The organism is Neisseria lisongii (assembly GCF_028463985.1).
GTDB lineage: Bacteria > Pseudomonadota > Gammaproteobacteria > Burkholderiales > Neisseriaceae > Neisseria > Neisseria lisongii.
Window position 1 is genome coordinate 232,343 of the sequence record NZ_CP116766.1, and the last position, 26,790, is coordinate 259,132.

The 26,790-nt window shown below is 52.5% G+C and carries 16 protein-coding genes and 2 tRNA genes; 8 read left to right on the forward strand and 10 right to left on the reverse strand.

What is annotated here, in order from left to right; all coding sequences use genetic code 11:
- Positions 1 to 191: 191 nt before the first annotated feature.
- On the forward strand, positions 192 to 653 hold the full coding sequence (locus tag PJU73_RS01115) for a DMT family transporter (RefSeq protein WP_237091054.1): 462 nt from the start codon (positions 192 to 194) through the stop codon (positions 651 to 653).
- A 146-nt stretch (positions 654 to 799) separates the two neighbouring features.
- On the opposite strand, the gene PJU73_RS01120 is transcribed toward PJU73_RS01115, so the two are convergent.
- Together PJU73_RS01120 and PJU73_RS01125 are read right to left on the reverse strand one after the other, a co-directional pair.
- Positions 800 to 1,243 (reverse strand): hypothetical protein, encoded by a 444-nt coding sequence (locus tag PJU73_RS01120; RefSeq protein ID WP_237091055.1) that lies wholly within the window; start codon positions 1,241 to 1,243, stop codon positions 800 to 802.
- Positions 1,244 to 1,476: 233 nt separating this feature from the next.
- Positions 1,477 to 1,552, reverse strand: a tRNA-Ile gene (locus PJU73_RS01125).
- Positions 1,553 to 1,763: 211 nt separating this feature from the next.
- Between PJU73_RS01125 and ubiD the strand changes: the two genes are divergently transcribed.
- Positions 1,764 to 3,242 (forward strand): 4-hydroxy-3-polyprenylbenzoate decarboxylase, encoded by a 1,479-nt coding sequence (ubiD, locus tag PJU73_RS01130; protein WP_237091056.1) that lies wholly within the window; start codon positions 1,764 to 1,766, stop codon positions 3,240 to 3,242.
- 69 nt (positions 3,243 to 3,311) lie between these two features.
- The gene (pepN, locus tag PJU73_RS01135) at positions 3,312 to 5,933 is read left to right on the forward strand and encodes an aminopeptidase N (protein ID WP_237091057.1); all 2,622 of its coding nucleotides are present in this window, start codon (positions 3,312 to 3,314) and stop codon (positions 5,931 to 5,933) included.
- Between the two features lie 231 nt (positions 5,934 to 6,164).
- Here pepN and PJU73_RS01140 read toward each other — a convergent pair whose 3' ends face one another.
- The 8 genes from PJU73_RS01140 to PJU73_RS01175 form a co-directional block, all read right to left on the reverse strand.
- Positions 6,165 to 7,127, reverse strand: a complete 963-nt coding sequence (locus PJU73_RS01140) for an IS110 family RNA-guided transposase (protein WP_443094073.1) — start codon at positions 7,125 to 7,127, stop codon at positions 6,165 to 6,167.
- A gap of 257 nt (positions 7,128 to 7,384) precedes the next feature.
- Positions 7,385 to 9,400 carry a BCCT family transporter gene (locus tag PJU73_RS01145; protein WP_237091623.1) on the reverse strand — a complete coding sequence of 672 codons (2,016 nt, stop codon included), beginning with the start codon at positions 9,398 to 9,400 and terminating at the stop codon, positions 7,385 to 7,387.
- A gap of 766 nt (positions 9,401 to 10,166) precedes the next feature.
- Positions 10,167 to 13,655, reverse strand: coding sequence for a chromosome segregation protein SMC (gene smc, locus PJU73_RS01150; protein ID WP_237091625.1), 3,489 nt, complete (start codon positions 13,653 to 13,655; stop codon positions 10,167 to 10,169).
- Between the two features lie 124 nt (positions 13,656 to 13,779).
- Positions 13,780 to 15,186 carry a PepSY-associated TM helix domain-containing protein gene (locus PJU73_RS01155; protein ID WP_237091626.1) on the reverse strand — a complete coding sequence of 469 codons (1,407 nt, stop codon included), beginning with the start codon at positions 15,184 to 15,186 and terminating at the stop codon, positions 13,780 to 13,782.
- Positions 15,187 to 15,550: 364 nt separating this feature from the next.
- Complete coding sequence (gene serB, locus PJU73_RS01160; protein WP_237091628.1) at positions 15,551 to 16,387, reverse strand: phosphoserine phosphatase SerB; 837 nt, start codon at positions 16,385 to 16,387, stop codon at positions 15,551 to 15,553.
- A 179-nt stretch (positions 16,388 to 16,566) separates the two neighbouring features.
- Positions 16,567 to 17,859 (reverse strand): histidinol dehydrogenase, encoded by a 1,293-nt coding sequence (gene hisD, locus PJU73_RS01165; RefSeq protein WP_237091630.1) that lies wholly within the window; start codon positions 17,857 to 17,859, stop codon positions 16,567 to 16,569.
- A 250-nt stretch (positions 17,860 to 18,109) separates the two neighbouring features.
- On the reverse strand, positions 18,110 to 18,763 hold the full coding sequence (gene hisG / locus PJU73_RS01170; RefSeq protein WP_237091631.1) for an ATP phosphoribosyltransferase: 654 nt from the start codon (positions 18,761 to 18,763) through the stop codon (positions 18,110 to 18,112).
- An 89-nt stretch (positions 18,764 to 18,852) separates the two neighbouring features.
- Complete coding sequence (locus PJU73_RS01175; RefSeq protein ID WP_237091632.1) at positions 18,853 to 19,494, reverse strand: SCO family protein; 642 nt, start codon at positions 19,492 to 19,494, stop codon at positions 18,853 to 18,855.
- A gap of 250 nt (positions 19,495 to 19,744) precedes the next feature.
- On the opposite strand from PJU73_RS01175, the gene PJU73_RS01180 reads away from it, so the two are divergent.
- The 5 genes from PJU73_RS01180 (at position 19,745) to PJU73_RS01200 (ending at position 26,733) form a co-directional block, all read left to right on the forward strand.
- Positions 19,745 to 19,829: transfer RNA gene (locus PJU73_RS01180), tRNA-Leu, on the forward strand.
- 516 nt (positions 19,830 to 20,345) lie between these two features.
- Positions 20,346 to 22,130, forward strand: coding sequence for a biosynthetic-type acetolactate synthase large subunit (gene ilvB / locus PJU73_RS01185; RefSeq protein ID WP_237091633.1), 1,785 nt, complete (start codon positions 20,346 to 20,348; stop codon positions 22,128 to 22,130).
- Entirely contained in the window at positions 22,127 to 22,618 is a 492-nt protein-coding gene (gene ilvN, locus PJU73_RS01190) for an acetolactate synthase small subunit (protein ID WP_237091634.1), read from the forward strand. The genes ilvB and ilvN overlap by 4 nt, the downstream gene beginning before the upstream one ends.
- Positions 22,619 to 22,763: 145 nt before the next feature.
- Positions 22,764 to 23,777 carry a ketol-acid reductoisomerase gene (gene ilvC / locus PJU73_RS01195; protein WP_237091635.1) on the forward strand — a complete coding sequence of 338 codons (1,014 nt, stop codon included), beginning with the start codon at positions 22,764 to 22,766 and terminating at the stop codon, positions 23,775 to 23,777.
- Between the two features lie 604 nt (positions 23,778 to 24,381).
- Positions 24,382 to 26,733 carry a NosR/NirI family protein gene (locus PJU73_RS01200; RefSeq protein WP_237091636.1) on the forward strand — a complete coding sequence of 784 codons (2,352 nt, stop codon included), beginning with the start codon at positions 24,382 to 24,384 and terminating at the stop codon, positions 26,731 to 26,733.
- Positions 26,734 to 26,790: the final 57 nt, after the last annotated feature.

A 26,790-nucleotide genomic window follows, 5' to 3' on the forward strand; every position in this document is an offset into this window, starting at 1 on the left:
TATTTTAACGTATTGCCGGATAAATACAAAACAATCCGCCGGCTGATTTTTAGCTGCGCAGAAATTCACTGCGTTCATTTTAGCGAAACCTACGGTTTTAGCTTCGCAGAAATTCACTGCGTTCATTTTCAGACGGCCTCAAGCCACTTCGTTATATAATCAGACCATCTTTATCAAAACGGAATATCAAAATGTTTGCACTGTATCTGTTGATTGCCCTGTCGGCCGGGCTGGCATTGCCGATTCAGGCGGCGGTAAACAGCCGTTTGGCGGCAGCCGCAGGCGGCGAAACTTTGGTGGCAACTTTTGTTTCATTCGCCGTCGGCACTCTATTTCTGTTTTTCGCAGCGTGGGCAAAAACCGATTTATTCGGCCATCTCGCCACCGTCGGGCAACAGCCGTGGTGGAAACTGAGCGGCGGCCTGCTGGGATCGCTGTTCGTGTTCACCACCATCCTGCTCGCTCCCAAACTCGGTGTGGCAAATATGCTGTTCGTCATCATCATCGGCCAGCTCACCGCCGCCGCCATTATCGATCACTTTGGTTTAATCGGCATGGCGGCACGGGAAATCAGCTTCAGCAAACTGCTCGGGCTGGGCATCATGGGAATTGGGCTGGCAGTGTTTTCGTTTGGCGATAAGATTTTGAAGTGAAGAGAGAAACCAAAGCCGTCTGAAAATGCGCAAGTCCGTATTTTCAGACGGCCTATTCAAGCCACAGAATCCGTTTATATTTCAAATATCCACGCTGCAACGAAAAAGGTCGGATTTGAGAATCCGACCTACTCAAGCATGAATGATTAATTACATAAAGTATCGTAGAGATAACTGGCAAGCGAAGCGTTACTGTAAGTTTCCCACTCCAAATTGCTTGGCAGTTTTTGGTTAAAGACCAGTTTGTCGTTTTTCCAAAATGTGGCTGATTGTATATTGCCTAAGCGGTATTTCTGCAGCGGGCTGCAGGAGATTTTGGTTACGACTTGCTCTTCATCGACATATAAGCCGATAGTATCGTTATACCAAGCAGGACTAAGTCTTGAGGCATATTTCACCTGCACATAGCGGGTTTTATAGCCGTCTTTAAAGGTAGCGTAATCATAGCGGACGGAATCGGAATCGTACCAGTAGGTAGCTTTGCTGTTGCCGATAGTTTCATTATTACCGCCAATCCGCACCCAGTTGGTGGCGAATGCGGGTTGGGCGAGGGCGAGGGTGATCAGGCTGAGCAGTAGGGTTTTTTTCATGGTTGGTTTTCCTTTTTTGTAGAAAAAAATTATTCTATTTTTTTTTTTTTTTTTTTTTTTTTTTTTTTTCAACAGTTTAGGAATTTGATTAGAATCAGGGCATGAAAATCGGGGATAGGGGTTTGTTTTTTATGAAAATATCGTTGGTTGGCGGTGTTGTGGCGGGGCAACAGTGGGCGTGCGGCGGCTGAATATGAGAAGAGCCGCAGGAAAAAATCCATGCGGCTTGAATGTGGTGGGTCCGGTGGGTTTCGAACCCACGACCAAGGGATTATGAGTCCCCTGCTCTAACCCCTGAGCTACAGACCCGATACGGAGTAGGGGCGTATTGTAGCATAATTTTGGTATCGGGCAACGGTATTGTGGATAAGATGTGGTGGATTCGCTTTAAAACAGCGCAGCGTCGGCTCGTTTGGTCGGTATGGAAAATGAAGTGTTTCGGCTATAATGCAGCATGATTTTGGATGCCGTCTGAAAACCTGTTTCGTTTGTTTTTCAGACGGCATGGCATGGGGAAGATATGAAATATCGTGATTTGAGAGAATTTATCGCCCGTTTGGAAGAAACGGGGCGGCTGAAGCGGATCGGTGCGCCGGTGTCGCCTTATTTGGAAATGACGGAAATTGCCGATCGGGTGTTGCGTTCGGAAGGGTCGGCGCTGTTGTTTGAAAAACCGGTGCGTTCGGACGGTTCGGCGTATGAGTTTCCGGTGTTGGCGAATCTTTTCGGTACGCCGGAGCGGGTGGCGTTGGGCATGGGGGCGGATAGTGTCGCCAAGCTGCGTGAAATCGGGCAGACGCTGGCGTATTTGAAAGAGCCTGAGCCGCCAAAGGGGATTAAGGATGCTTTTTCCAAGTTGCCGCTGCTGAAGGATATTTGGAGCATGGCACCGAATGTGGTGAAAAATGCGCCGTGTCAGGAAATTGTGTGGGAAGGCGGCGAGGTGGATTTGTTCCGCTTGCCGATTCAGCATTGCTGGCCGGAAGATGTTGCGCCGTTGGTAACGTGGGGGCTGACGGTAACCCGAGGCCCTTATAAAAAGCGGCAGAATCTGGGGATTTACCGCCAGCAGCTGTTGGGTAAAAACAAGTTGATTATGCGTTGGCTGTCGCACCGGGGCGGGGCTTTGGATTATCAGGAATTCCGCCGTCTGAATCCGGATACGCCGTATCCGGTGGCGGTGGTGTTGGGCTGTGATCCGGCAACGATTTTGGGGGCGGTAACGCCGGTTCCCGATACTTTAAGCGAGTATCAGTTTGCCGGTTTGCTGCGGGGCGCGCGCACGGAACTGGTGAAGTGTATCGGTAGCGATTTGCAGGTGCCGGCACGGGCGGAAATGGTGTTGGAAGGTGTCATTTATCCGAATGAAACGGCGCTGGAAGGCCCTTACGGCGATCATACGGGTTATTACAACGAGCAGGATCGTTTTCCGGTCTTGACGGTGGAACGCATTACCATGCGCCGCGATCCGGTTTACCACAGCACTTACACCGGCAAACCGCCTGATGAACCGGCGGTATTGGGTGTGGCGTTGAACGAGGTGTTTGTGCCGCTGCTGCAGAAGCAGTTTCCCGAAATTACCGACTTTTATCTACCACCAGAGGGCTGTTCCTACCGCATGGCGGTGGTGAGCATCAAGAAACAGTATGCCGGACACGCCAAGCGGGTAATGATGGGCTGCTGGAGTTTTCTGCGCCAGTTTATGTACACCAAATTTATTATTGTGGTGGACGATGATGTAAATGTGCGGGACTGGAAAGAAGTTATCTGGGCGGTAACCACCCGCATGGACCCCGTTCGGGATACGGTATTGGTGGAAAATACGCCGATCGATTATCTCGATTTCGCCAGCCCGGTGAGCGGCTTGGGCGGCAAAATGGGCTTGGACGCAACCAATAAATGGCCGGGCGAAACGCAGCGAGAATGGGGTCGGGTGATCTGCAAAGATGCCGGTGTGGTGGCGAAAGTCGATGCCATGTGGCAGGAACTGGGTTTGTAAACCGAGAGAGCGAGGCCGTCTGAAAACCACGGTTTTCAGACGGCCTGTCGATAAACACGAGAAGATAAAATGAGCAAAACCGTACACTATTTAAAAGATTACCAAACACCGGCGTATCAAATCAGCGAAACCAGTCTGCATTTCGATATTCAAGACAGCCAAACCGTGGTAACCGCAACTTTGCAGATTGAGCCGCAACGCAGCGGCGAATCGCTGGTGTTGGACGGTTCGGCGGAACTGTTGTCGCTGAAAATCAACGGCGAAGCGGCGGAATACTGTTTGGCAGACGAAAAACTGACGGTGGAAAATGTGCCGCACGAGCCGTTTTGCGTGGAAGTGCAGACCCGCATTTTGCCGGAGGCAAACAAATCGCTGATGGGGCTGTATGCTTCGGGCGGCAATCTGTTTACCCAGTGCGAGCCGGAAGGTTTCCGCAAAATCACTTATTATGCCGACCGTCCTGACGTGATGGCGAAATTCACCACCACCATCGAGGCGGATAAAACACGTTATCCCGTGCTGCTTTCCAACGGCAATCCGGTGGCAAAAGGCGAAAGCGGCAGCCGCCATTGGGTGAAATGGGTCGATCCGTTTGCCAAGCCGAGCTATCTGTTTGCTTTGGTGGCGGGGCAGTTGGCGAAAACCGAAGATACCTTCGTTACCCGCAGCGGCAAAACCGTCAAAATCGAGTTTTACACCGCCGCCGCCGACCAAGCGAAAGTCGGCTTTGCGGTCGAATCGTTGAAACACGCCATGAAATGGGACGAAACCCGCTTCGGTTTGGAATACGATTTGGATATTTTCATGGTGGTGGCCGTCGGCGATTTCAATATGGGGGCGATGGAAAACAAAGGCCTGAATATTTTCAACACCAAATATGTGCTGGCCGACAGCCGCACTGCTACTGACAGCGATTTTGAAGGCATCGAATCGGTTATCGGACATGAATATTTCCACAACTGGACGGGCAATCGGGTTACTTGTCGGGACTGGTTCCAACTGTCGCTCAAAGAAGGGCTGACGGTTTTTCGGGATCAGGAATTTTCCGCCGACCGTGCGAGCCGTGCCGTGCGCCGGATAGACAATATCCGCCTGCTGCGCCAGCACCAGTTCCCCGAAGATGCCGGCCCGACCGCCCATCCGGTGCGCCCCGCAAGCTATGAGGAAATGAACAATTTCTACACCATGACCGTCTATGAAAAAGGGGCGGAAGTGGTGCGCATGTATCACACTCTGTTGGGCGAGGCGGGTTTTCAAAAAGGTATGCAGCTCTATTTCCAACGCCACGACGGGCAGGCGGTAACTTGCGACGATTTCCGCATGGCGATGGCGGAAGCCAACGGCATTAACCTCGATCAGTTTGCCCTATGGTACAGTCAGGCGGGAACACCGACGCTGGACATTACAGGCCGTCTGAAAAACGGCGGTTTCGAATTAACGGTCAAACAAAGCATTCCGCCAACCCCCGATATGGCAGACAAACAGCCGATGATGATTCCGCTGAAAGTGGCGCTGATCAAACGCAACGGCGAAGCGGCGGCGTTTACATATCAGGGCAAAACAGTTGAAGAGACGGTATTGCTGCTGACCGAAGCCGAGCAGACTTTCCGTTTGGAAGGCGTGGCAGAAGATGTTGTTCCCTCGCTGCTGCGGGGATTCAGTGCGCCGGTGCATTGCCGTTATCCTTACAGCGAAGCCGATTTATTGCTGCTGTTGGCACACGATACCGATGAATTTTCCCGTTGGGAAGCGGGGCAAACCCTGTTCCGCCGAGCCGTTGCCGACAATCTGCAGGCGCTGGCGCAGGGCGAGGCCTGTCCGCCGCATCAGGGCTTGGCAGCGGCAGTGAAACAGATTTTGAACGACCAAACCTTAGATGCCGCATTTAAGGCGGTATTGTTGAGCGTGCCGGGCAGCAGCGAATTGTGGGACGGTGCCGACAATATTCATCCGCTGCACTACCATCAGGCACGGGAAACGCTGCTCGATACGCTGGCGCAAGCGTGTGCAGAAGAATTGGCGGCGGTGTATCAATGGGCAGCGGCGCAGGAAGCCGAAAGCGGCTTGGCGCAGCCTTACGAATATCACCCGCAGCTTGCCGGCATACGCTCGCTGCTCGCCGCCCTGCGCCTGCTGTTGGTGCGTACGCCGCAGGGCGGGGGGTATGTGCAGCAATATTCAGACGGCTACGAACAATTTGCCCGCAACATGACCCACGAAATCAGCATTTTAAATGCCGTCAATCATTTGGATAACGAAGCCGCAGCGCAACTGTTGGCAGACTTCGGCCATCGTTTTGCCGATGATGCGCTGGTGATGGACAAATATTTCGCCCTGATCGGCAGCAGCCACCGCAGCGACACGCCGCAGCGGGTAGAAGCCGCCTTGCAGCACCCGAAATTCAGCTTGGAAAACCCCAACAAAGCCCGTGCCTTAATCGGCAGCTTCAGCCGCAATGTGCCGCATTTCCACGCCGAAAACGGCAGCGGTTACCGCTTTGTGGCAGATAAAGTGATCGCCATCGACCGCTTCAACCCGCAAATCGCCGCCCGACTGGTGCAGGCGTTCAACATCTGCAAAAAGCTCGAACCTCACCGCCGCAGCCTGATGAGCGCCGAGTTGCAGCGCATCGCCGCTCAACCGTCGTTATCAAAAGATGTCGGCGAAATCGTCGGCAAGATTTTGGCATAACGATATGGCGCAAGGCCGTCTGAAAATCGGGTTTGGCTGATTTTCAGACGGCCTTGATGAGGAATTGAGCAAACATGTGCGTACTTAAGAATGTATCGTGAATTCACTTAATAATCCATACAATTTAATCCGATACTTGTAGCAACTGTATTTTTCACCCCGTCGGGCAAAAATACAAAAACGGTTAGTCTGAAGGCCGGTCTAAACAAAACCGGCAATACTTCAACATGATCAAACAGCACTCACTGCCGCCAAACGATCCCGCATCATCGCATTCAGAATCGTCAGCAGCTTACGCATACAGGCCGTTACCGCCACTTTGTACGGCTTACCCCGCAAACGCAGACGTTGGTAGAAGTCCTTAATCCTCGGTTCGTAGTGTGCCGCCACCATCGCCGCCATATACAGCGTTTTGCGTACAGCACTGCGCCCGCCGAAACAGCGGCTTTTAAACTTCATTGTGCCGCTTTCTTTCACATAAGGGGCGACACCTACCAAACCGGCAATCTGTTTATGCGATACTTTGCCCAATTCCGGCAACATCGCACATAAGGTCGCCGCAGTAGTCGGGCCGATACCTTTGATGCTTTGCAGCAGACTGCTTTTGTCGCCAAAATGAGTGTCGTTATGTTCTTCGATCTGTCTGTCCAAAGCAGCAATTAGTGCGTCGAAATGTGCGATCAGTGCTTCAACACTTTGAATCTGTGTTTCATGTACCTGCTGCAAACGGTTTTTTTCGGCACTGCGCATTTCAACCAGTTGAGTGCGGCGGCTGATTAAGGCTTCGAGGATTTCTTCTGCCTCACTCGGCGGCGTATAGAGCTGCCGTTCCCAATCGGGCTTTTGTGTGATTACCTGTGCGTAAAACGCCAACATTTTGGCATCGGCCGCATCGGTTTTGGTGAGTGATTGCGACTGTGCGAATTGGTGCGTCTGACGGGGATTGGCAATGATGACTTTGAATCCTGCCCGGTGCAGTGCTTTGGCCAATGGGATTTCCAGTCCGCCGGTGCTTTCCATCACAACCAGTGAGACCTGATGTTTTTTCAGGTATTCGATGGTGTGGAGAAAGCCTTTTTGGTTGTTGGTCTCGGTTTTGGTCTTTTTGGAAGACGTGATGCCGATAACGAAGTTTCGTTTGGCGATGTCGATACCGCCGTAGTTTTGGGTACTCATCATAAACCTGTCTTGCATTCGGTTGTGTTGTCGGGCAACTGTCCGGTTGTGTTGATGGGTTGCCCGGCTTCCCTAAGCTACACAGCGGTTGTTGAACCTTGGGTGCGCACGGGTGGCGGCCGGGCGGGTGTTGCTTGTTATGATACTGGAAGTTGGATATACAAGGGTGCGAGCCAAAGCACGCACCTGTTCTGTGAGTTTTAGTCGAAGCCGTCTGAAAACCAAAAAAGCAAGGGAAAAGTTCCCTTGCTTTTTTCTTGCCTCAAGCGGTTGCTTTATTCCGCCAGTTCGGTTTGCTCGTGCGCCATGATGTCCTGACCGACGTGTTCCATCAGGCTCAGGTAGCGTTCGTATTGTTTGAGAATGTCGGCAATCAGCTCTTCACGGGACATATATTGCACATCGTAGCCGTTGCGGCCGTCTGAAAAATAGGTAACGGGCGCATAGCTGCTGGTGCTTTGGATATGCGGCAGATTGCCTTCCTGCACCATTTGTTCGGCAACCTGATATTGCACGGATTTGATGCCGTAAATGAAGTTGCGCATGGTGGATTTTTCAATCACCAGTTCCAGCGAAGGTTCGTTTTGGTCAAACTGGGTGTTGATTTGCACCGACAGGCCGTAAACCGTATCCAGTTCCCGTCCCAATTCGCGCATGGCGGGCAGGGCAGTGCGTTTGAGAAAAGCGAGGATATCGTGTTCTTGAGATTGGCTGAGCATTTTGCCCAAACGCTCTTTCCAGCGTGCGCCGCTCCAGAAAATGCTGGTCGGGGTAACATTGGTGGCGAAGTATTTTTTATCGGTTTCCAAGGCTTTCCACAAGCTGAATGCCATCACAATCATCAATACGGTAAACGGCAGGGCGGTAATCAGGGTCATGGTCTGCAACACGGCCAAGCCGCCGGAAGCAGTAAGGGCAATGGCGACCACCGACATCAACACGCCCCACATCACTGCTTGCCATTTCGGCGAGGCCATGCTTTTGTCTCGGGAAGCGATGTTGTTCAACACATAAATGCCGGAATCGGCGGAAGTGATGAAAAACAGGGAAATCACGATTAAGGCCACGATGCTGGTCAAGGTCGGCAGCGGCAGATAGCTTAAGAAGACAAACAGTAATTGTTCGGGGGCAGAAGTCAGCTGCGCCAATGCACCGTTGGCAATGTGGGTATCGAGCCAGATGGCGCTGTTGCCGAAGACGGTAAACCACAAGACGCAAAACAGGCTGGGTACGGCCAATACGCCGAAAATAAATTCACGCACGGTGCGGCCTCGGGAAATGCGGGCGATAAACAGGCCGACAAACGGCGCCCACGAACACCACCACGCCCAGTAGATAATCGTCCAAGCGTTGAACCAGCCGTTGTTGTCCGGTTCGTACACATAGGTTTTAAAGCTCAATTCGATTAAATTCGAGATGTACACGCCCAAATTGTTGCTGAACGCCGAGAGCAGGTGCAGGGTCGGGCCGCTCACCAATACGAATACCATCAGCAATGCCGCCAGCACCAGATTGGTTTCGCTCAGGATTTTCACGCCTTTGCCCACGCCGGAAATGGCAGACAATACCGCCAGCGTCATCACGGAAAAAATCACCACCACCTGCACGGTGAAATTATTTTCCGACAGCAAACCGATTTGGTGCAGCCCCGAACCGAGCTGCGCAGCGCCGAAACCCAAAGTAGTGATGATACCGAACAGCGTGGCGACCAGTGCCAAAATGTCCACCATATCGCCCCAGCGGCTGTTGATTTTGTCTTTCAGCAGCGGATAAAAACACGAACGCAGCGCCAACGGCAGCTTGTAGCGGAAAGCAAAATAGGCAAGCGCCAGCGAAATCACCGCATACACCGACCAAGCATGAATGCCCCAGTGGAAAAACGTATGCAGCATCGCCTGCTGCGCCTGTCCTTTGCTGATCGGATCGGCATAGTGCATTAAAGGTTCGGCAACACCGAAAAACATCAGACCCACGCCCATACCGGCGGCAAACAGCATGGCCAGCCACGACATAAACGAAAATTCCGGTTCTTCTTCATCAGTGCCGAGCTTGATACTCCCCAAATTACTGATGGCAAGCAGAATCAGGAAAAACAGAAACAGAGAAAAAGTCAGAATATAAAACCAGCTGAAATTCCTGAAAATCGCCTCTTTAGCAACATTCAGCAGGCTTTGAATCTGTTCCGGCGCAATCAGCGTAGCCGCCAACAACAGCATAACCAGAAACAGGGTAACTGTAATCACCACGGGATTAAACGATGATTTTCGCTGGATAAGTGAATTGAAACTCATAAGGTTCTCCAGTGTTTGATAGTGAACGACAGCCGAAACACATTTCATACGCAGAATGATGCAACAATATGAAAATAAAGTGTTTTGACCGTAAGCCTGAACAAGCATTATTCTTTGCCGCACGCAGCAGCATACTTCAGACTTAAAAGCAGAGCGGGCAATGTATGGCGGTCAGCGTCAAAAGCCCAAGATTGAAATATTGCCGAAGCATGTTATTTTCCCCTAGCAATCGCACGCTTGATTAGGAAAACAACTGTTTCAGCGATAAATGCGGAAACAACCCGCACGGCAGGCCGTCTGAAAATCATGCCGCTCAACGGCAGCCAAACAGCCCATGAAGTTTGAAGAAAAGTGAAACGCAGCCTGGCAAACCAAAGCGGTATCCACAAAAAAGTCTGATGCCGACAGAGCGGCATAAATTGAAAAAATAAATCAATTAAAATCAAACGATAGCGTATTGTAGCAAAAAAAGGGAGGTTTGTAAAATTGCTGATAAATCAAATAGATTTGGATTAAAGTAGGTTTGGAATATTTGAAATATATATAGTGGATTAACTGAATAATCCATACCATTTAATCCGGCACTTGTAGAGTGTGAGCCAAAGCACGCACCTGTTCTGTGCGTTTTATATCGAAGCCGTCTGAAAATCTGATTTTAGCTGTGTAGAAACTCGCTACGCTCGTTTTGGCGAAACCTGCGGTTTTCAGACGGCCTCGATGAGGAATTCATCGAACACGTGCATGCTTCGGCACACACGCTTGCGTGTTAAGGTTCGGCCATTTGCAGCGCTTGTTGGATATTGACGGCGACGATGCGGGATACGCCTTCTTCCTGCATGGTTACGCCGACCAGTTGTTCGGCCATTTCCATGGTCAGGCGGTTGTGGGAAATGTAGAGGAACTGGGTTTGTGCCGACATTTCTTTGACCAGATTGCAGAAACGCAGGGTATTGGCATCGTCCAGCGGTGCGTCCACTTCGTCGAGCAAACAGAAGGGGGCGGGGTTGAGGCTGAACAGGGCGAACACGAGGCTGATGGCGGTCAGGGCTTTTTCGCCGCCGGAGAGCAGGTGGATGGTGCTGTTGCGTTTGCCCGGCGGCCTTGCCATGATGGATACGCCGGCGGTGAGCAGGTCGTCGCCGATCATTTTCAGGCTGGCTTCGCCGCCGCCGAACAGGGTCGGGAAAAATTCTTGGACTTTGGCGTTGGCGGCATCAAAGGTTTCTTTGAAACAGGCTTTGGTTTTGCTGTCGATTTGGCCGATGGCTTCTTCCAACAGGGCAATGGCGGACTGCACGTCTTCGCTTTGGCTGCGGTAGTATCCGTCCCGCTCGCGGGCTTCTTCCAATTCCTGCAGGGCGGCGAGATTGACCGGTTCCAAGGCTTCGATTTGGCGGCTCAGGCTGCCGATGTTGCTGTTGAGCGTATTCAGACGGCCTGCGTTTTGCGCCAGCTCGGCGAGGTTGTCGAAATCGGCTTGGCGCTCGATCAGGTTTTGGTGGAAACGTTTGGCGTTGAGCAGGGCTTCCTGTTGTTGGAGCAGGGCGGTTTGGGTGGCGGCCTGAAGCTGGGGCAACTTGGCCTGCAATGCCTGTTGGCGGGCGTATTGTTCCCGCCCTTGCGCTTGAATGTCCGCCAGTTTGGTGTGTTGTTCGGCGTAACTGTCGTCCAGTGTCAGCGCCGATTCGGTGAGTTGTTCCAGTTGCAGGTGTTGTTCGTCGTCCTGCATTTCGCTTTCGTAGGCGAGGGCGAGTTCCTGCTGGCGTTCCTGCAAATCGGCTGCCTGTTGGTTGAGGCGGTCGGTTTGCTGCTGCAGGTTGAGTTTGTGCTGCTGAAGTTTGTGGACATCGACTTCTGCCAAACCGTAGCGGCGCTTGGTTTCCAGTAGGGCGAGTTGCGCCTGTTTCAGACGGCCTTGCTGGGTTTGGCGGCCGTGGGCGGCATTTTGCTGCTGGTGTTCCAATTCGGCGAGGGTGTCGTGCAGGGCGGCGATGTCGTCCTGCAGACTGTCGGCGCTGTGCTGCAACACGGCTTGTTCGTTTTCCAACTGCGCCAGTTCCTGCTGGATATGCTCTTGGCGAAGCTGGCCTTGATTGGTGCGTGCCAGCAGTTCGGCGGCACGCTGTTGGGCTTGGCGGTATTGCTGGCTGTGCTGTTTTTGCAGGCGGTTGAGTTCGGTATAGCGGTTTTCCGCCGCCGCCAAATCCTGCTGCGCCTGTTGATACGCCGCTTGTGCCTGTGCGACTTGGGGCGATAGTTGTTCCAGTTCGGCGCTTAATCCGTCCAAGCGGTTTTTCTGGGCGATGAGGTTGTCGGCGGCGGCTTCGGCGTAGAGCCAGACGCTGACTTTGTCGATGCGGTGGCCTTCGGGCGTGAGCCAGATTTGGCGGTCGCTCAAATCTTGGCGGTGCTGCAGGGCGTAATCGAGGTCGGGGGCGCACAATACGCCGTCGAGCCAGTGGTGCAAGGCCGTCTGAAAAGGGGCTTGTGCTTGAAGTTGGTTGAGCAGCGCCTGCGCCGGAAGCGATTTTTTGATGCCGCCGCTCAAGGTGTCGGCTATCCACACGGCTTGGGCGGCGGGAAGCGGCGAGGGCGGGGTGAAACGGCCGGCAACGCTGCGGCTGTGCAGACGTTCGTCCAGCATGACGCTCAGGGCGTGCTGCCATTCGGGGGTAACGTGGATATGCTGCCAAAGCTGCGGCGCTTCGGGTTCGCCGGCTGCCTGCCAAAAATCGGCGGCTTGGCGGTTTTGCGACAGGATTTGTGCCAGCGCCTGCTGTTGCGCCTGCAGGGTAATATGTTGCTGCTGCAGGGTTTGAAACTGCTCGGAGGCCGTCTGAAAACGGTTGCGCAATCCGGCGAGTTGTTCCTCGGCGGCGGCGGTTTCTTCTTCGTAATGCAGCTCTTGGCTGTGCAGCAGTTCAACGGTTTCACGGGCGGCGGCGGTTTCGCTGCTGTCGGGGAGGTTGAGCGCCTGATGCTCGGTTTTCAGACGGCCTATGCGGGCTTCTGCCTGACGGTATGCCTGTTCGGCATGGGCAAGCTGCTGCTGTTTGAGCGCCAGTTCACGGCGGAAACGGTTGATTTCGTCCTGCTGGTCGGTAAACGCAGCGTTGGCGGCGGCTTGGGCGGCTTCCAGTTCGGGCAACTGCGTTTCGTATTCGGCAACCTGCACCGCCCATTCGGCCAGTTCGGCCTGTTTGTCTTCTATCTGGATGTCGCTTTCTTCCAGTTGCGATTCGATGGTTTTTTGTTCTTGAACGATGCGTTGAAGCTGGCCTTGGGCGGTTTGGCGGTCCCGTTCGAGCCGCTGGCTCAAGTTGCGCCGGTGGCGGATTTGTTCTTCCAGACGGGCAATCTGCTCGCGCAAGATGCCTCGGCGGTTGTTTAATTCATGGAGCTGCTGCTGGCAATTTTGTTCGTCCGCCTGCAGGGTATGTACGGTTTCGCTCAGATTTTGCACGGCGGCGGCGGTTTCGTCCTGCTGTGCCTGCAATGCCTGATGGCGCTCTGTGGCTTTGTCGGCATCGGTCAGCGACTGCTGCCATTGGGCATAGTCGAGCAAATCCTGCTGTTGGTTGAGCTGTCGGGTCAGTTGTTGGTATTGTTCGGCGGTTTGAGCCTGTTTTTCCAGCTTTTCGACTTGGCGTGCCAACTCGTTTTGCAAGTCGCTCAGACGTTGCAGATGTTCCCGTGTGTCTTTCAGACGGCCTTCGGTTTCCCGCCGCCGCTCTTTGTATTTGGATACGCCGGCGGCTTCTTCGATGTAGGCGCGCAATTCTTCGGGGCGGGCTTCGATAATGCGGGAAATCATGCCCTGTTCGATAATCGCATAGCCTCTTGCGCCCACGCCCGTACCTAAAAACAGGTCGGTAATGTCCCGCCGCCGCACCACTTGGTTGTTGATGAAATAGGTCGATTCGCCTTGGCGGGTGAGCTGGCGCTTGATGCTGACTTCGGCATACTGCCCCCAAGCGCCCTGCAGGCTGTGGTCGCTGTTGTCGAACACCAGTTCCACCGAAGCCCTCGGCGCAGGACGGCGGGTGGCGGCACCGTTGAAAATTACGTCCTGCATACTTTCGCCCCGAAGCTGCTTGGCGGAAGCCTCGCCCAACACCCAGCGCACGGCATCGATGACATTCGATTTGCCACAGCCGTTCGGCCCGATAACGGCAACCAACTGCCCGGGAACGTGAATGGTGGTCGGGTCGGTAAAAGATTTGAAACCGGAAAGTTTGATATGGGTCAGTCGCATGGGCGTGGCTTGGGGAAATCGTCAGAAGGGCTGTATTTTAACCGAAGGACGGGGATTTGGGATATAGCAATGCCGTCTGAAAATTGAATTTTCAGACGGCATCGGTTTTCAGTTTAAACGGCAATCAGTGAAACCATTTTTGCAAAGCCGGAATGCGGGCGACAATCAGCGTATCGAGCAGCCAGAAAAACAGAATCACCATAATCGCCGCCGGAAATGCCGCCGCCAGCACCAGCAGCGGCAAGGCCATGCCCCACCAAAACGGCAAATCGTTTTTGTCTGCAGGCGCAGCCAAGCCGGCACCTTGCGGACGGCGTTTCCACCACATCACCAAGCCGCTGATGCACACCGCAATCACGCTCAGGCAAAACACGACATTAAACGCAATACTCCACCAGCCCAGCGTTCCCATGTGCAGCGCAATGCTGACCGCCATAAATTTGCCGAACCAGTTGTAATCGTCGTAACGGATGTCGGCAAGGATTTTGCCGCTGTATTGGTCGATATGCACCGTGCGGTCGATAAACGGGCTGTTGGCATCGTAGCTCATCGAGTCTTGCGTCAGCGTCCACACGCCGGTTTCGCCTTTGGGAAGATTCAGCTGATAGCGGCCTTTGAAACCGATTTCGCGGGCATAGCGGTCGAGTGTTTCCAAAGTCAGCGGCTGGTCGGCGGCAACGCCGTTTTCCCCCAGTGTACTGCCCGACTGCGGCATCGGTGTCAATTCCAACACCCAAGGCACTTCCTTGGTTTTACCGTCGTTCAATAACCGGCCGTGGGTAACGACATCTGATTCAGGGTTCGGTGCAATGCCCCATTTGCCTGCCGGAAACTGACTCCACGCCTGTACCGCCTTACCGCCCCAAATACCCGCCCATGCCAAGCCGGACAGGCAAAACAGCAGTAAAATCAAACTAATCCAACCGCCGATTGCACCATGCAGACTGCGCCACGCATTGCGGCCGCTGCCGATTTCCGGCAACAGCATCTTTTTCAGACTGCCGCTTTTGCGCCACCACAGATAAATCCCGCTCACCATCAGCAGAATCGTCAGCGAAGCCGCCGCCTCAATCAGAAAATCGCCGAATGTGCCAAGCAGCATATCGCCGTGAATATCGTCCATCAAATGATAAGCATTCTGATTGCGGGGATTGACCGCCACCGCTTGCGCCGTATAAGGATCGACCGACACCATAAACGCTTTGTCGCCGTTATTGACACGGAACACCGCCACCATATCCTCACTGCGGGGCGCAATATACTGCGCCACCGAAGCCGTATCCGACTTCAAGGCACTGCGTGCCGCTTCCGCCTGCAGCGACAAAGGCTGCACCACTGCCTGCGGCGTAACATGAGTGCGCTCGTTGTCCCGCCCGATGGTATTGGCAAACAAAATCATCGCCAGCCCCGTAGCGGCAAGCAGAATCAGAAACGGTGCGCTGAACAGACCGGCATAAAAATGCCAACGCCAAACCGCAAGATAACGGCGGTTTGCAGAACGCTGGGCGTGATTGGTGGATTGGTGTGCCATAATCGGGCCTTTTGTGGGAATAAATGTGAAGAAAATGCGTATTATATTGCTCAAAATAGTGAATTTACTTTAAAAGTATGACGGCGTTGGCTTGCCGCCTTGTCCTACTTTTAGTAAATTCACTATAGTTATAAAGAACTATTTTAACCTGATTTAACCGGAAAGCGGGAATGATACACCATAATGAGTCGGAAAGGCCGTCTGAAAATTGGATGAATTCACTATATATCCCAAAGAAAACTGAAATTAAGTGTGTAAGATTTGTGGATAACGTGCTTATCTGATTATTTTTTCTGAAATTATTCGCAAAAAACAATCCCTGCTTAAAATTTAGGCAGGGATTGTTTTTTGCGGCATTCAAATTTTATCTGAACCAGTAACGTATGCGTTCCAAGCCGCCGAAGTTGATGCAGGCGTCGGCATGGGATTGGGTTTTGGGTTTTGCACGGTAGGCGATGCCGAAGCCTGCGGCTTCAATCATCGGGATGTCGTTGGCACCGTCGCCCATTGCCAGAGTGCGTTCCATTGGAATGCCGAGTTGTTCGGCGTGTTGCCGCAGCAGTCGGGCTTTGGCTTGGGCATCGATAATGCCGCCGAGCAGGTTGCCGGTCAGTTTGCCGTTTTGGATGTCCAAAATATTGGCGTATTGGTAGGCGAAGCCCAGTTGTTGTTGCAGGCGTTCGGTAAAGAAGGTGAAGCCGCCGGAGACGAGCATAAAGGGGACGTTGTGGGCGTGGCATTCGGCGAGCAGAAATTCTGCGCCGGGAGAGAGTTGTAATACTTGGTCGTAAACTTGTTGTAAAACGTTTTCGTTCAAACCGGCGAGCAGGGCGACACGTTGGCGCAGGGATTGTTCGAAATCCAATTCGCCCCGCATGGAGCGTTCGGTAATTTCGGCAACTTGGTTTTTGAGGCCGACACCGGCGGCGATTTCGTCCACGCATTCGATGGTAATCAGGGTGGAATCCATATCGCTGACAATCAGGCCTAAATCGGCGAAAGCGAGATCGGGTAAAACGGCGAAGTCGATTTGTTGCTGCGCCAGCTGGTCGGCGACTGATTGCGGCAGGGTAAAATCGGTGGCAACGGGGAAACGCAGACTGTGGCGGCATTCGGTCGGTTTGCCCAGTGGCAGTTGGTCGAGTATGCTCAAATCACATTGTTTGAGGTCGGTATGCTGAAGGATTAAGGCGTGGGGCATGGTGTGTTTTTTGGGTAAACAATGATTGGAGGCCGTCTGAAAACTCGCTTTGCTCGTTTTGGCGAAACCTACGGTTTTAGCTTCGGAGAAACTCGCTTTGCTAGTTTTGGCGAAACCTACGGTTTTAGCTTCGCAGAAACTCGCTTTGCTCGTTTTCAGACGGTATGATTTTCGGCTGTTCAGTCTTTCAAACGGAATTCTGCGGCTCGGGCGTGGGCGGTGAGCATTTCGCCGTGTGCCAGTATGCTGGCGGTTTTGCCGAGTTTTTGTGCGCCGTCTTCGGAAACCTGAATCAGGCTGGTGCGTTTTTGGAAATCGTATGTGCCGAGCGGGGACGAGAAGCGGGCGGTGCGGCTGGTCGGCAGAACGTGGTTCGGGCCGGCGCAGTAGTCGCCGAGGCTCTCGCTGGTGTATTTGCCCATGAAGATTGCGCCGGCGTGGCGGATTTTTTCCGCCCACTGCTGCGGATGTTCAACAGAAAGCTCCAAGTGTTCCGGTGCGATGTAGTTGGCGATTTCGCAGGCACGGTCGAGGTTTTCCGCCAGAATGAATGCGCCTCGGTTGCCCAGCGAGGCTTCGATGATGGCTCGGCGGGGCATGGCTTCGATGAGGGTGTCCATCGCTGCTTTGACTTCGTCCAGATAGTTTTGCGAGGTGGCAATCAGAATGGCTTGGGCGATTTCGTCGTGTTCGGCTTGGCTGAACAAATCCATGGCCACCCATTCGGCGGGCGTGGTGCCGTCGGCAATCACCAGAATTTCAGACGGCCCTGCGACCATGTCGATGCCGACTACGCCGAATACCCGGCGTTTGGCGGCGGCGACAAAGGCGTTGCCGGGGCCGGTGATTTTGTCCACTTGGGGAATGCTCTGTGTGCCGTAGGCAAGGGCGGCAACGGCTTGTGCGCCGCCGACGGTGAATACTTTGGTTACGCCGGCAACATAGGCGGCGGCCAATACGATATCGTTGCGTTCGCCTTTCGGGGTTGGTACAACCATGATGATTTCGCCGACACCGGCAACGTGGGCGGGCATAGCGTTCATGATGACGCTGCTCGGATAAGCGGCTTTGCCGCCGGGAACGTAAATGCCGACCCGGTCGAGCGGGGTGATTTTTTGCCCCAGCAGCGTGCCGTCTTCGTCTAGATAGTGCCACGATTCCATTTTTTGGCGGCGGTGGTAGCTTTCTACACGGCGGGCGGCGGTTTGCAGGGCGGTTTGTACGTTTTCGGGCAGGCGCTCGAAGGCGTTTTTCAAGTCGTCTTGAGACAGGGTTAAGTCGGCGAGGGTGCGTGCGCAAGTGCCGTCAAAACGGTTGGTGTATTCGATGACTGCTGCGTCGCCCCGTTGTTGAACGTCGGCGCAGATGTCGGCAACGATTTGATCGATTTTCGGGTCTTGGGCGGTTTCAAAAGCCAGTAGGGCTTCCAATTCGGCTTGGAAATTTTCGGATTGGGCGTTGAGCAGTTTCATGGCAGGATTCCTTGTAGGTGTGTTGTTTCGTTATTGTGAATGAAAAACAAGTATTGTGAATTCATTTAAAAGTCTGACAGCATTGGCTCGCCTTGTTTTACTTTCAAATTAAACCCACTATATTTTATCAGCCCGCCGCTTGGCATGGTGCTTGGTTTTCGTTCATCATCATTTTCGGTAAAACGTGTTTTTCAGACGGCTTTGCAGTTGGCTGCATCATATTGATGTTGATGCCGTCTGAAAACGGGCTTCAATCCCGGCATACAGCGCCAGAAAACGCCTGAATAATCGGTTCGATTAAGGCGTATTTGGTTTTGAGGGCGGCTTTATTGACCACCAGTCGGCTGGAAATATCGACAATGTGTTCCACCGCTTCCAAATGGTTGGCTTTGAGGGTGTTGCCGGTTGAAACCAAATCGACAATGGCATCCGACAGGCCGACCAGCGGGGCGAGTTCCATCGAGCCGTAGAGTTTGATGATATCGACGTGTACGCCTTTGGCGGCGAAATGTTCGGCGGCGATATTCGGATATTTGGTGGCAATGCGCAGGCGGCTTCCGGGTTGGGCGGCTGCGGCGTAGTCGTAACCTTTGCGCACGGCAACCATCATGGCGCAGCGGGCGATATTCAAATCCAGCGGCTGATGCAGCCCGTCGCCGCCGTGTTCGATCAACACGTCTTTGCCGGCGATGCCGAAGTCGGCCGCACCGTATTGCACATAAGTCGGCACATCGCTGGCACGCACAATTACCAAACGGATATTGTCGTGATTGGTGCCGATAATCAGTTTGCGGGACTGTTCGGGTGCTTCGGCCGGAACAATGCCGGCGGCGGCAAGCAGCGGCAGGGTTTCTTCAAAAATGCGGCCTTTGGACAGGGCGATGGTTAAAGTATTGTCGGACATGGTTTCTCCGGTTTTCTTCTTTATCTTATTAATATTAAAGTGATGCCGTCTGAAAAAGGCAAAACACATTTTTCAGACGGCATGGGCGGTTACAGCAGGGTTTTAATGTCGGCGGCAATGGCATCGGGTTCTGCGCCATACGGCAGGAAAATCGCCGCTTCGCCGTTTTTATCGATCAGATAAGCGCCGGAAGAGTGATCGACCAAATAATTGTCGCTTTCTTGGGCATTGACTTTGGCGGACACCACCCGATACTGCTGTTTAATCACCGGCAGGCTTTGGCCTTCGGTGGCGGTAATGCCGATGAAGTCGGGGTTAAACTGTTTGGCGTATTTGCCGACCAATTCCGGCGTATCGCGTTCGGGATCGACGCTGGCAAACACCACTTTGACATCTTTCGCCTGTTCGCCCAACTGTTTCAGCGCATCGCTGTAGGTTAACAGCTCGGTCGGGCAGACATCGGGGCAGTGGGTGTAGCCGAACGAGAGCAAGACCACATTGCCTTTCAAATCGCTGAGGCGGAACGGTTTGCCTTCGCCGTCGGTCATGGTAAAGTCGCCGCCGATGTCTTCTTTGCGGATGTCGCTGCCTTTGATGGTGCTTTTGGTGGCGGGTGCTGCTTCGGAAGCAGGAGTGGTGGCCGGTTCGGCAGAATTTTGAGACGGCTGGCAGGCAGCGAGCAGCAGCGCCAAAGCGGCGGTTAAGACGGCAGGTACGGTGTTTTTGTTCATGGTTGCGTTCCGTATGAAAAGTGGGAAATCAATTTAGCCAAACGAATGCTGTATCTTATCGTGTTTTCCGGATTTAATGTAGGGGAAAAGCGGAGTTTTGCGGAAGAAAAACCATACTGTTTTCAGACGGCCTGTTGCGAAGAGAATTTATTTTATTAAAAATCAGCAAATTGAATTAAATATTGAAAAAAATCCCGCCAAACCGGTTTACAAAAATTTCAAAGCAGATATAATGGCGACTTCTTCACCTGCCCAGGTGGCGAAATTGGTAGACGCAGGGGACTCAAAATCCCCCGCCGCAAGGTGTGTCGGTTCGAGTCCGACCCTGGGCACCAAATTGATGAAAAGCAGCTTTCAAAGCTGCTTTTTTTACGTCTGTAATCTGCTGCAAAATTTTGCGGCGGCATTCTTCATAAATTCCAAATACCGGTTTTAGTTTCGCAGAAATCCGCTTCGCTCATTTTAGCGAAACCTTCGGTTTTAGCTGCGCAGAAATTCGCTTCGCTCATTTTCAGACGGCCTCAAACGGTTTGCGATATTCCGTTCTCTATTCAGTTTGAAATTAAACAAATGTTTCTTTGAATAAAATCAAACATTAATCACAATTTATGGAAAATAAGGTTAAAAATAGGAAAGATTGGGTCTTGCCTGCAGTGTCAGATTCGGTTATTGTTTACACTTCTTAATCTCGATTAAACAATGTGCCTTAGGCCAACTGTTGAATTTTCTGATTGCTGTTGTGTTCCTCCAATGCGCGTACCCTAAACCGCTGCTTGGCGGACTTGCATTAAAGATGCTGTGACGGGGCGGACGATTCCACTTGGTTTAACGCCGTATAAAAAGAGGTCGTTATGCAATTATCAGGTGCACAAATCATAGTGCAAAGTCTCAAAGCGGAAGGCGTGGAATACGTTTTCGGCTATCCCGGCGGTGCGGTTCTCGAAATCTACGATGCCATTTACCAACTCAATAAATTCAAACATATTCTGACCCGACACGAGCAGGCGGCAGTCCATGCGGCCGATGCGTATGCCCGCACCAGCGGCAAAGTCGGCGTGGCGCTGGTTACTTCCGGCCCCGGTGCAACCAATGCGGTAACCGGCATTGCCACTGCGTATTCAGATTCGATTCCGATGGTGGTGATTACCGGACAGGTCGGCACGCCGTCTATCGGTACAGACGCTTTCCAAGAAGTCGATACGGTCGGCATTACCCGTCCGTGCGTCAAACACAATTTCTTGGTAACCGACATCAACGAGTTGGCACCGACCATTAAAAAAGCCTTCCAAATCGCCGCCAGCGGCCGGCCGGGTCCGGTTGTGGTCGATGTGCCGAAAGACGTTACGCAGGCGATGGCGAAATTCAGCTATCCGCAGGAAGACATCTTTATCCGATCCTACCAGCCGGTGGTGCAGGGGCATACCGGTCAGATTAAAAAAGCCGTACAGATGTTTGCTTCGGCAAAACGCCCGATTGTTTATTTCGGCGGCGGCATTATCTTGGGCAACGCCAGCCAAGAGCTGATGGATTTTGTCCGCCTGACCGGCGCACCGTGTACCGGCACGCTGATGGGTTTGGGCGGCTTCCCGTCTGACGACCGTCAGTATTTGGGTATGCTCGGTATGCACGGCACTTATGAAGCCAATCTCGCCATGCAGGAAGCCGATGTGGTATTGGCAGTGGGCGCACGTTTTGACGACCGTGTGGTGTCCGTACCGTCCAAATTCCTTGAAAAACCGAAGAAAATCATTCATATCGACGTTGATCCTTCCAGCATTGCCAAACGGGTACGTGTCGATGTGCCGATTGTCGGCGATGTGAAGAATGTATTGGCAGAAATGATCGGTTTCTGCGGCAAACAAAACGCCGTACCCAACCGGGATCATTTGGATAAATGGTGGAAAACCATCGAAAACTGGCGCAGCCGCAACTGCTTGTGGTTTGACGACAGCAGCGAAACCATCAAGCCGCAGTATGTGGTGAAAAAACTGGCGGAAATTACCAACAATTCGGCGATTATCACTTCCGATGTCGGCCAACACCAAATGTTTGCCGCCCAATATTACCCGTTTACCCGTCCCCGCCAATGGCTCAATTCGGGCGGTTTGGGTACAATGGGTGTGGGTTTGCCGTATGCGATGGGTGCGAAATTGGCAGCGCCTGAGCAAGACGTATTCTGTATTACCGGCGAAGGCTCGATTCAGATGAACATCCAAGAGCTTTCCACCTGTTTCCAATACAAAATCCCGATTACCGTGGTTACGCTGAACAACGGCTATCTGGGCATGGTGCGCCAATGGCAGGAACTGTATTACAGCAACCGTGAATCCGAAACCTATTTCGATTCGCTTCCCGATTTTGTCAAACTGGCAGAGGCCTATGGCCATGTTGGTATGCGTATCGAAAAAACGTCCGAAGTAGAAGCAGCGCTGCGTGCAGCATTGCAGCACAACCGTGAAGGCCGTCTGGTATTCATGGATTTCATTACCGATAAAAAACAAAACGTGTTCCCGATGGTCGGCAACGGCAAAGGCTTGGACGAAATGGTCTTGCCGGTGCATATGCGCGAAACCAAAGCCGACAGCGATGTCAATGATGTTACCGATCGGAATTACGACACAAGGAGCGTGCCATGAGAAGGATTTTATCGGTTCTGATTGAAAACAAATCAGGCGCAATGAGCCGTGTGGTGGGTCTGTTTTCCGCACGGGACTACAATATCGACTCGCTGTCGGTGGCGGTAACGGAAGACAAAACCCTGTCCCGCATGACCATCGTAACCCACGGCGACGAAACCGTTATCGAGCAGATTACCAAGCAGCTCAACAAGCTGATTGAAGTGATTAAAGTGGTGGATTTGAACGAAAGCCGTTTTGTCGAGCGTGAACTGATGCTGGTCAAGCTGCGTGCCGCAGGCAAAGACCGTGACGAATTTCTGCGTTTGGCGGAAATCTACCGCGGGCGTGTCGTTGACGTAACCGACCGCACCTACACCATCGAAATTACCGGCGCAACCGACAAACTCGATTCGTTTTTGGAGACCGTCGGCCAAGCCCAAATTTTGGAAACCGTCCGCACCGGTGCAGCCGGTATCGGCCGGGGCGAGCGGATTCTGAAAATTTAACAACAGCATTTTCAGACGGCCTGTTTAACCTGAAAGGCCGTCTGAAAACAGAGCCGCAACACATTTTCCATTGCGTGAAAACCAATGTTCCGGCTTTGAACAAATAGTTATCGACACCCAAAACCCCAAAATAAAAGGAAACAACATGCAAGTTTATTACGATAAAGACGCCGATTTGTCTTTGATTAAAGGTAAAACCGTTGCCATCATCGGTTACGGTTCCCAAGGCCACGCCCACGCCGCCAACCTGAAAGATTCAGGCGTAAACGTGGTAATCGGTCTGCGCCAAGGCAGCTCTTGGAAAAAAGCCGAAGCCGCCGGTCACGACGTACGCACCGTTGCCGAAGCCACCAAAGCAGCCGACGTCATCATGATTCTGTTGCCGGACGAAAACCAACCGGTTGTGTACAAAAACGAAATCGAACCAAACCTGAAAGAAGGTGCGGTATTGGCATTCGCCCACGGCTTCAACGTACACTACAACCAAATCGTGCCTCCGTCTAACGTGGACGTGATTATGGTTGCGCCAAAAGGCCCGGGCCACACCGTACGCAGCGAATTCCTGAAAGGCGGCGGCGTACCGTCTCTGATCGCCGTATATCAAGACCAATCCGGCAAAGCTCGAGACATCGCCCTGTCTTATGCAGCAGCCAACGGCGGCACCAAAGGCGGCGTGATCGAAACCAACTTCCGCGAAGAAACCGAAACCGACCTGTTCGGCGAACAAGCCGTATTGTGCGGTGGCGCAGTAGAGCTGGTGAAATGCGGTTTTGAAACCTTGGTTGAAGCCGGTTACGCCCCTGAAATGGCTTACTTTGAATGTCTGCACGAGCTGAAACTGATTGTGGACTTGATGTACGAAGGCGGTATTGCCAACATGAACTACTCAATTTCCAACAATGCGGAATACGGCGAATACGTTACCGGCCCTGAAGTGGTAACCGCCGCAACCAAAGAAGCAATGAAAAAAGCCCTGTACCGCATTCAATCAGGCGAATATGCGAAAATGTTCATCCAAGAAGGCGCAACCAACTACGCCTCAATGACCGCCCGCCGCCGCCTGAACGCCGATCACCAAATCGAAAAAGTCGGCGCACAACTGCGCAGCATGATGCCTTGGATTGCCAAAAACAAACTGGTTGATTTGGACAAAAACTAATTTGTTTTGAATATCCGACAAAAGCCTGTTCGATGATTCGGACAGGCTTTTTTGATTTCCAGACGGCTTTTGTTAGGGAAGGGTGGCTTGCTTGCTTGCGGTGTTATATTTTATAGTGAATCAACCGAATTTCCAGCACACTCCCAATCCAACACGCCCGTCATTCTGACGAAAGTCGGAATCCATTTCAGCGGCTTAGGTAACTGTTTTTCTTTACGGTTTCTGAATCTGATAGATGGATTCAGACTTTCGTCGGAATGACGAGAGTATTTGAAAATTGTATGGATTATTAAGTGAATCCACTATATATACTCAAACAGGCCGTCTGAAAACCCGATTTTCAGACGGCCTGTTTTTAGACATTTAATTCTTTCTAAATGAATCTTTAAGTAGCAATAGATGCTTTCTTTGAGTGTTGTAGAGTATAAATTCGGCAATAAACAATTATTATTCCTGTTTGTGATAATTCTTCTAGTTATAAAGGATTAGTTAAGAATTTTAAACGGGCTATAAGCATTGTAAATTTGATTTATATCAAATAATGCTGTTAAAATGGTTCATATAATATCAATATTATTGAGTATCGGGGCGGAGGAGAGCCATCATGCCCGTTGGTGAAAACAGAATCGGCGTATCTGTGCTGAAAACGTGGATACTGACTTTATGCACGGCCGTTGTTTTGGCGCTGGTCAGTGCGCAGGCGTTTGCCGAGCGTTTGCCGGAATTTTTAAATAAAGTGCCGCCGGCTGAGATTTTTCCGGGTGCAGACCGCTATGGTACGCCGGAGGGCAAACCTATGGCGGCTCGGGTATATCAGGGCGACAAGCAGGTGGGCTTGGTGTTTATTACCACCGATGTGGTGAATACCCGAGGCTATTCGAGCAAGCCGATTGATACCATGGTGGCGCTGGCGAACGACGGTACGATTGCCGGTGCGAAGCTGGTGGCGCACAACGAACCGATTATGCTGATCGGTATTCCTCAGTCCCGTGTCGATAAGTTTATCGACAACTATGTCGGACTGAATTTCCTGAAAGACCCGCCGAAACCGGGCGTTGCGCCTGCTGATATTATCAGTGGGGCAACGGTTACGCTGATGGTGATTAACGACAGTATGCAGCGTGCGGTAAAAGCGGTTGCCCATCAATACGGTTTGGGTACAGCGGCAGCAACACAGGCAGGGCAGGGCGATACGGCGGCTTCTGCGGCAGCGGCGGCAGAGCCGGAAGTCAAAACCCGACCCCGCCGTATGGTAAATCCGGACAAGCAGGACGTGCAATCTTGGCAGGCGCTGCTGGATCAGAAAGCCGTGGTCAAAATGCACATGACGGTGGACGAGGTTAACCGTCTGTTTGAGCAAAACGGCAAAGCCGGTTCCGCCGACCACCCCGAGCAGGGCGAGGGCAGCGATACTTTTATCGATCTTTATGTGGCCTTGGTCAGCCAGCCCTCAATCGGTAAAACCTTGCTGGGCGAACAGGGTTGGGATAATCTGCAACGCCGTCTGAAACCGGGCCAACAGGCCGTGTTGGTTGCCGGTGAAGGCCATTATTCTTGGAAAGGTTCGGGCTATGTGCGCGGCGGGATTTTCGACCGTATCGAGATGATTCAGGGCGAAACCAGCTTCCGCTTTACCGATGCGCAACACGAACGTGTGGTGGCATTGGCGGCACAAGGTGCGCCGGCATTTAAAGAAGTATCGTGGTTTACCATTCCCGAAGATGTGGCGTTTGACGCAGCCGAACCGTGGCGCTTGCAACTGATGATTCAGCGGGTGTTGAGCGTCAATGATAAGGCCTTTGTTACCGCCGATGTGGCTTACGAATTGCCCGAAGGCTATTATGCGGACGACCCGAAAGCCGAGCCGGTGGCGGTAAGTGCGCCGGTGGAAGCGGCAGCGCTGCAGGTTGAAGCCGCCGGACAAACCGCCGGTATCGCCGATGCGGCGAGCGAAGACGGTGCGGCCAATCAGCTTTGGAAAGAAATCTGGAAAGCCAAACAGGGGCAGATTATCGTGGTCGGCATTGCTTTGGCCATCTTGCTGACCGTGTTCCTGTTCCAAGATGTATTGACCCGTTATGAAAAATGGTACGACCGTTTCCGTCTGTGTTTCCTGACATTTACCCTGTTCTATATCGGCTGGTATGCGCAGGCGCAGCTTTCGGTGGTGAATACGCTGACCTTGTTCTCGGCGATTTTGACCGATTTCCGCTGGGACTTTTTCCTGATGGATCCGCTGGTGTTTATCCTGTGGCTGTTTACGGCAGCAACCATGCTGCTGTGGAACCGAGGCACATTCTGCGGCTGGCTGTGTCCGTTCGGCTCTCTGCAGGAACTCACCAACCGCATTGCCAAAAAACTGGGCGTGAAACAAATCAGCGTGCCGCATTTGCTGCATACCCGCCTGATTTCGGTAAAATATGTGATTTTCTTCGGTCTGTTGGCCATATCGCTCTACGATTTGGGCTTGGCGGAACATTTTGCCGAAGTCGAACCGTTTAAAACCGCAATCATTCTGAAATTTATGCGGGAATGGTGGTTTGTCTTGTTTGCAGCGGCATTGCTGCTGGCGGGGCTGTTTATCGAACGCTTCTTCTGTCGTTATCTTTGCCCGTTGGGTGCAGCGATTGCCATTCCGGCACGCCTGAGGATTTTCGACTGGCTGCGCCGCTATAAAATGTGCGGCAATCCGTGCCAAATCTGTACCCACGAATGTCCGGTGCAGGCGATTGCGCCGGAAGGCGACATCCACCCCAACGAATGTATCCAGTGTCTGCACTGTCAGGTGATGTACCACCACGATCAGCGTTGCCCGCAAGTGGTTGCCACCAATAAGAAAAAACAGCGGCAGGCTGCGGCGAAAAACCAGCCGCAGGAAACGGCAGAACCTCAGGAACAAGTTGTTCATTTTGTGAAACAGAAACAGATTCCGCTGGAAAAACAGCAGGAAGTTTGATGCGCAGTGCAGTGTAAAACAGATTATTAAATTTGCGTTTGCTTTGCAGTAAGCGTT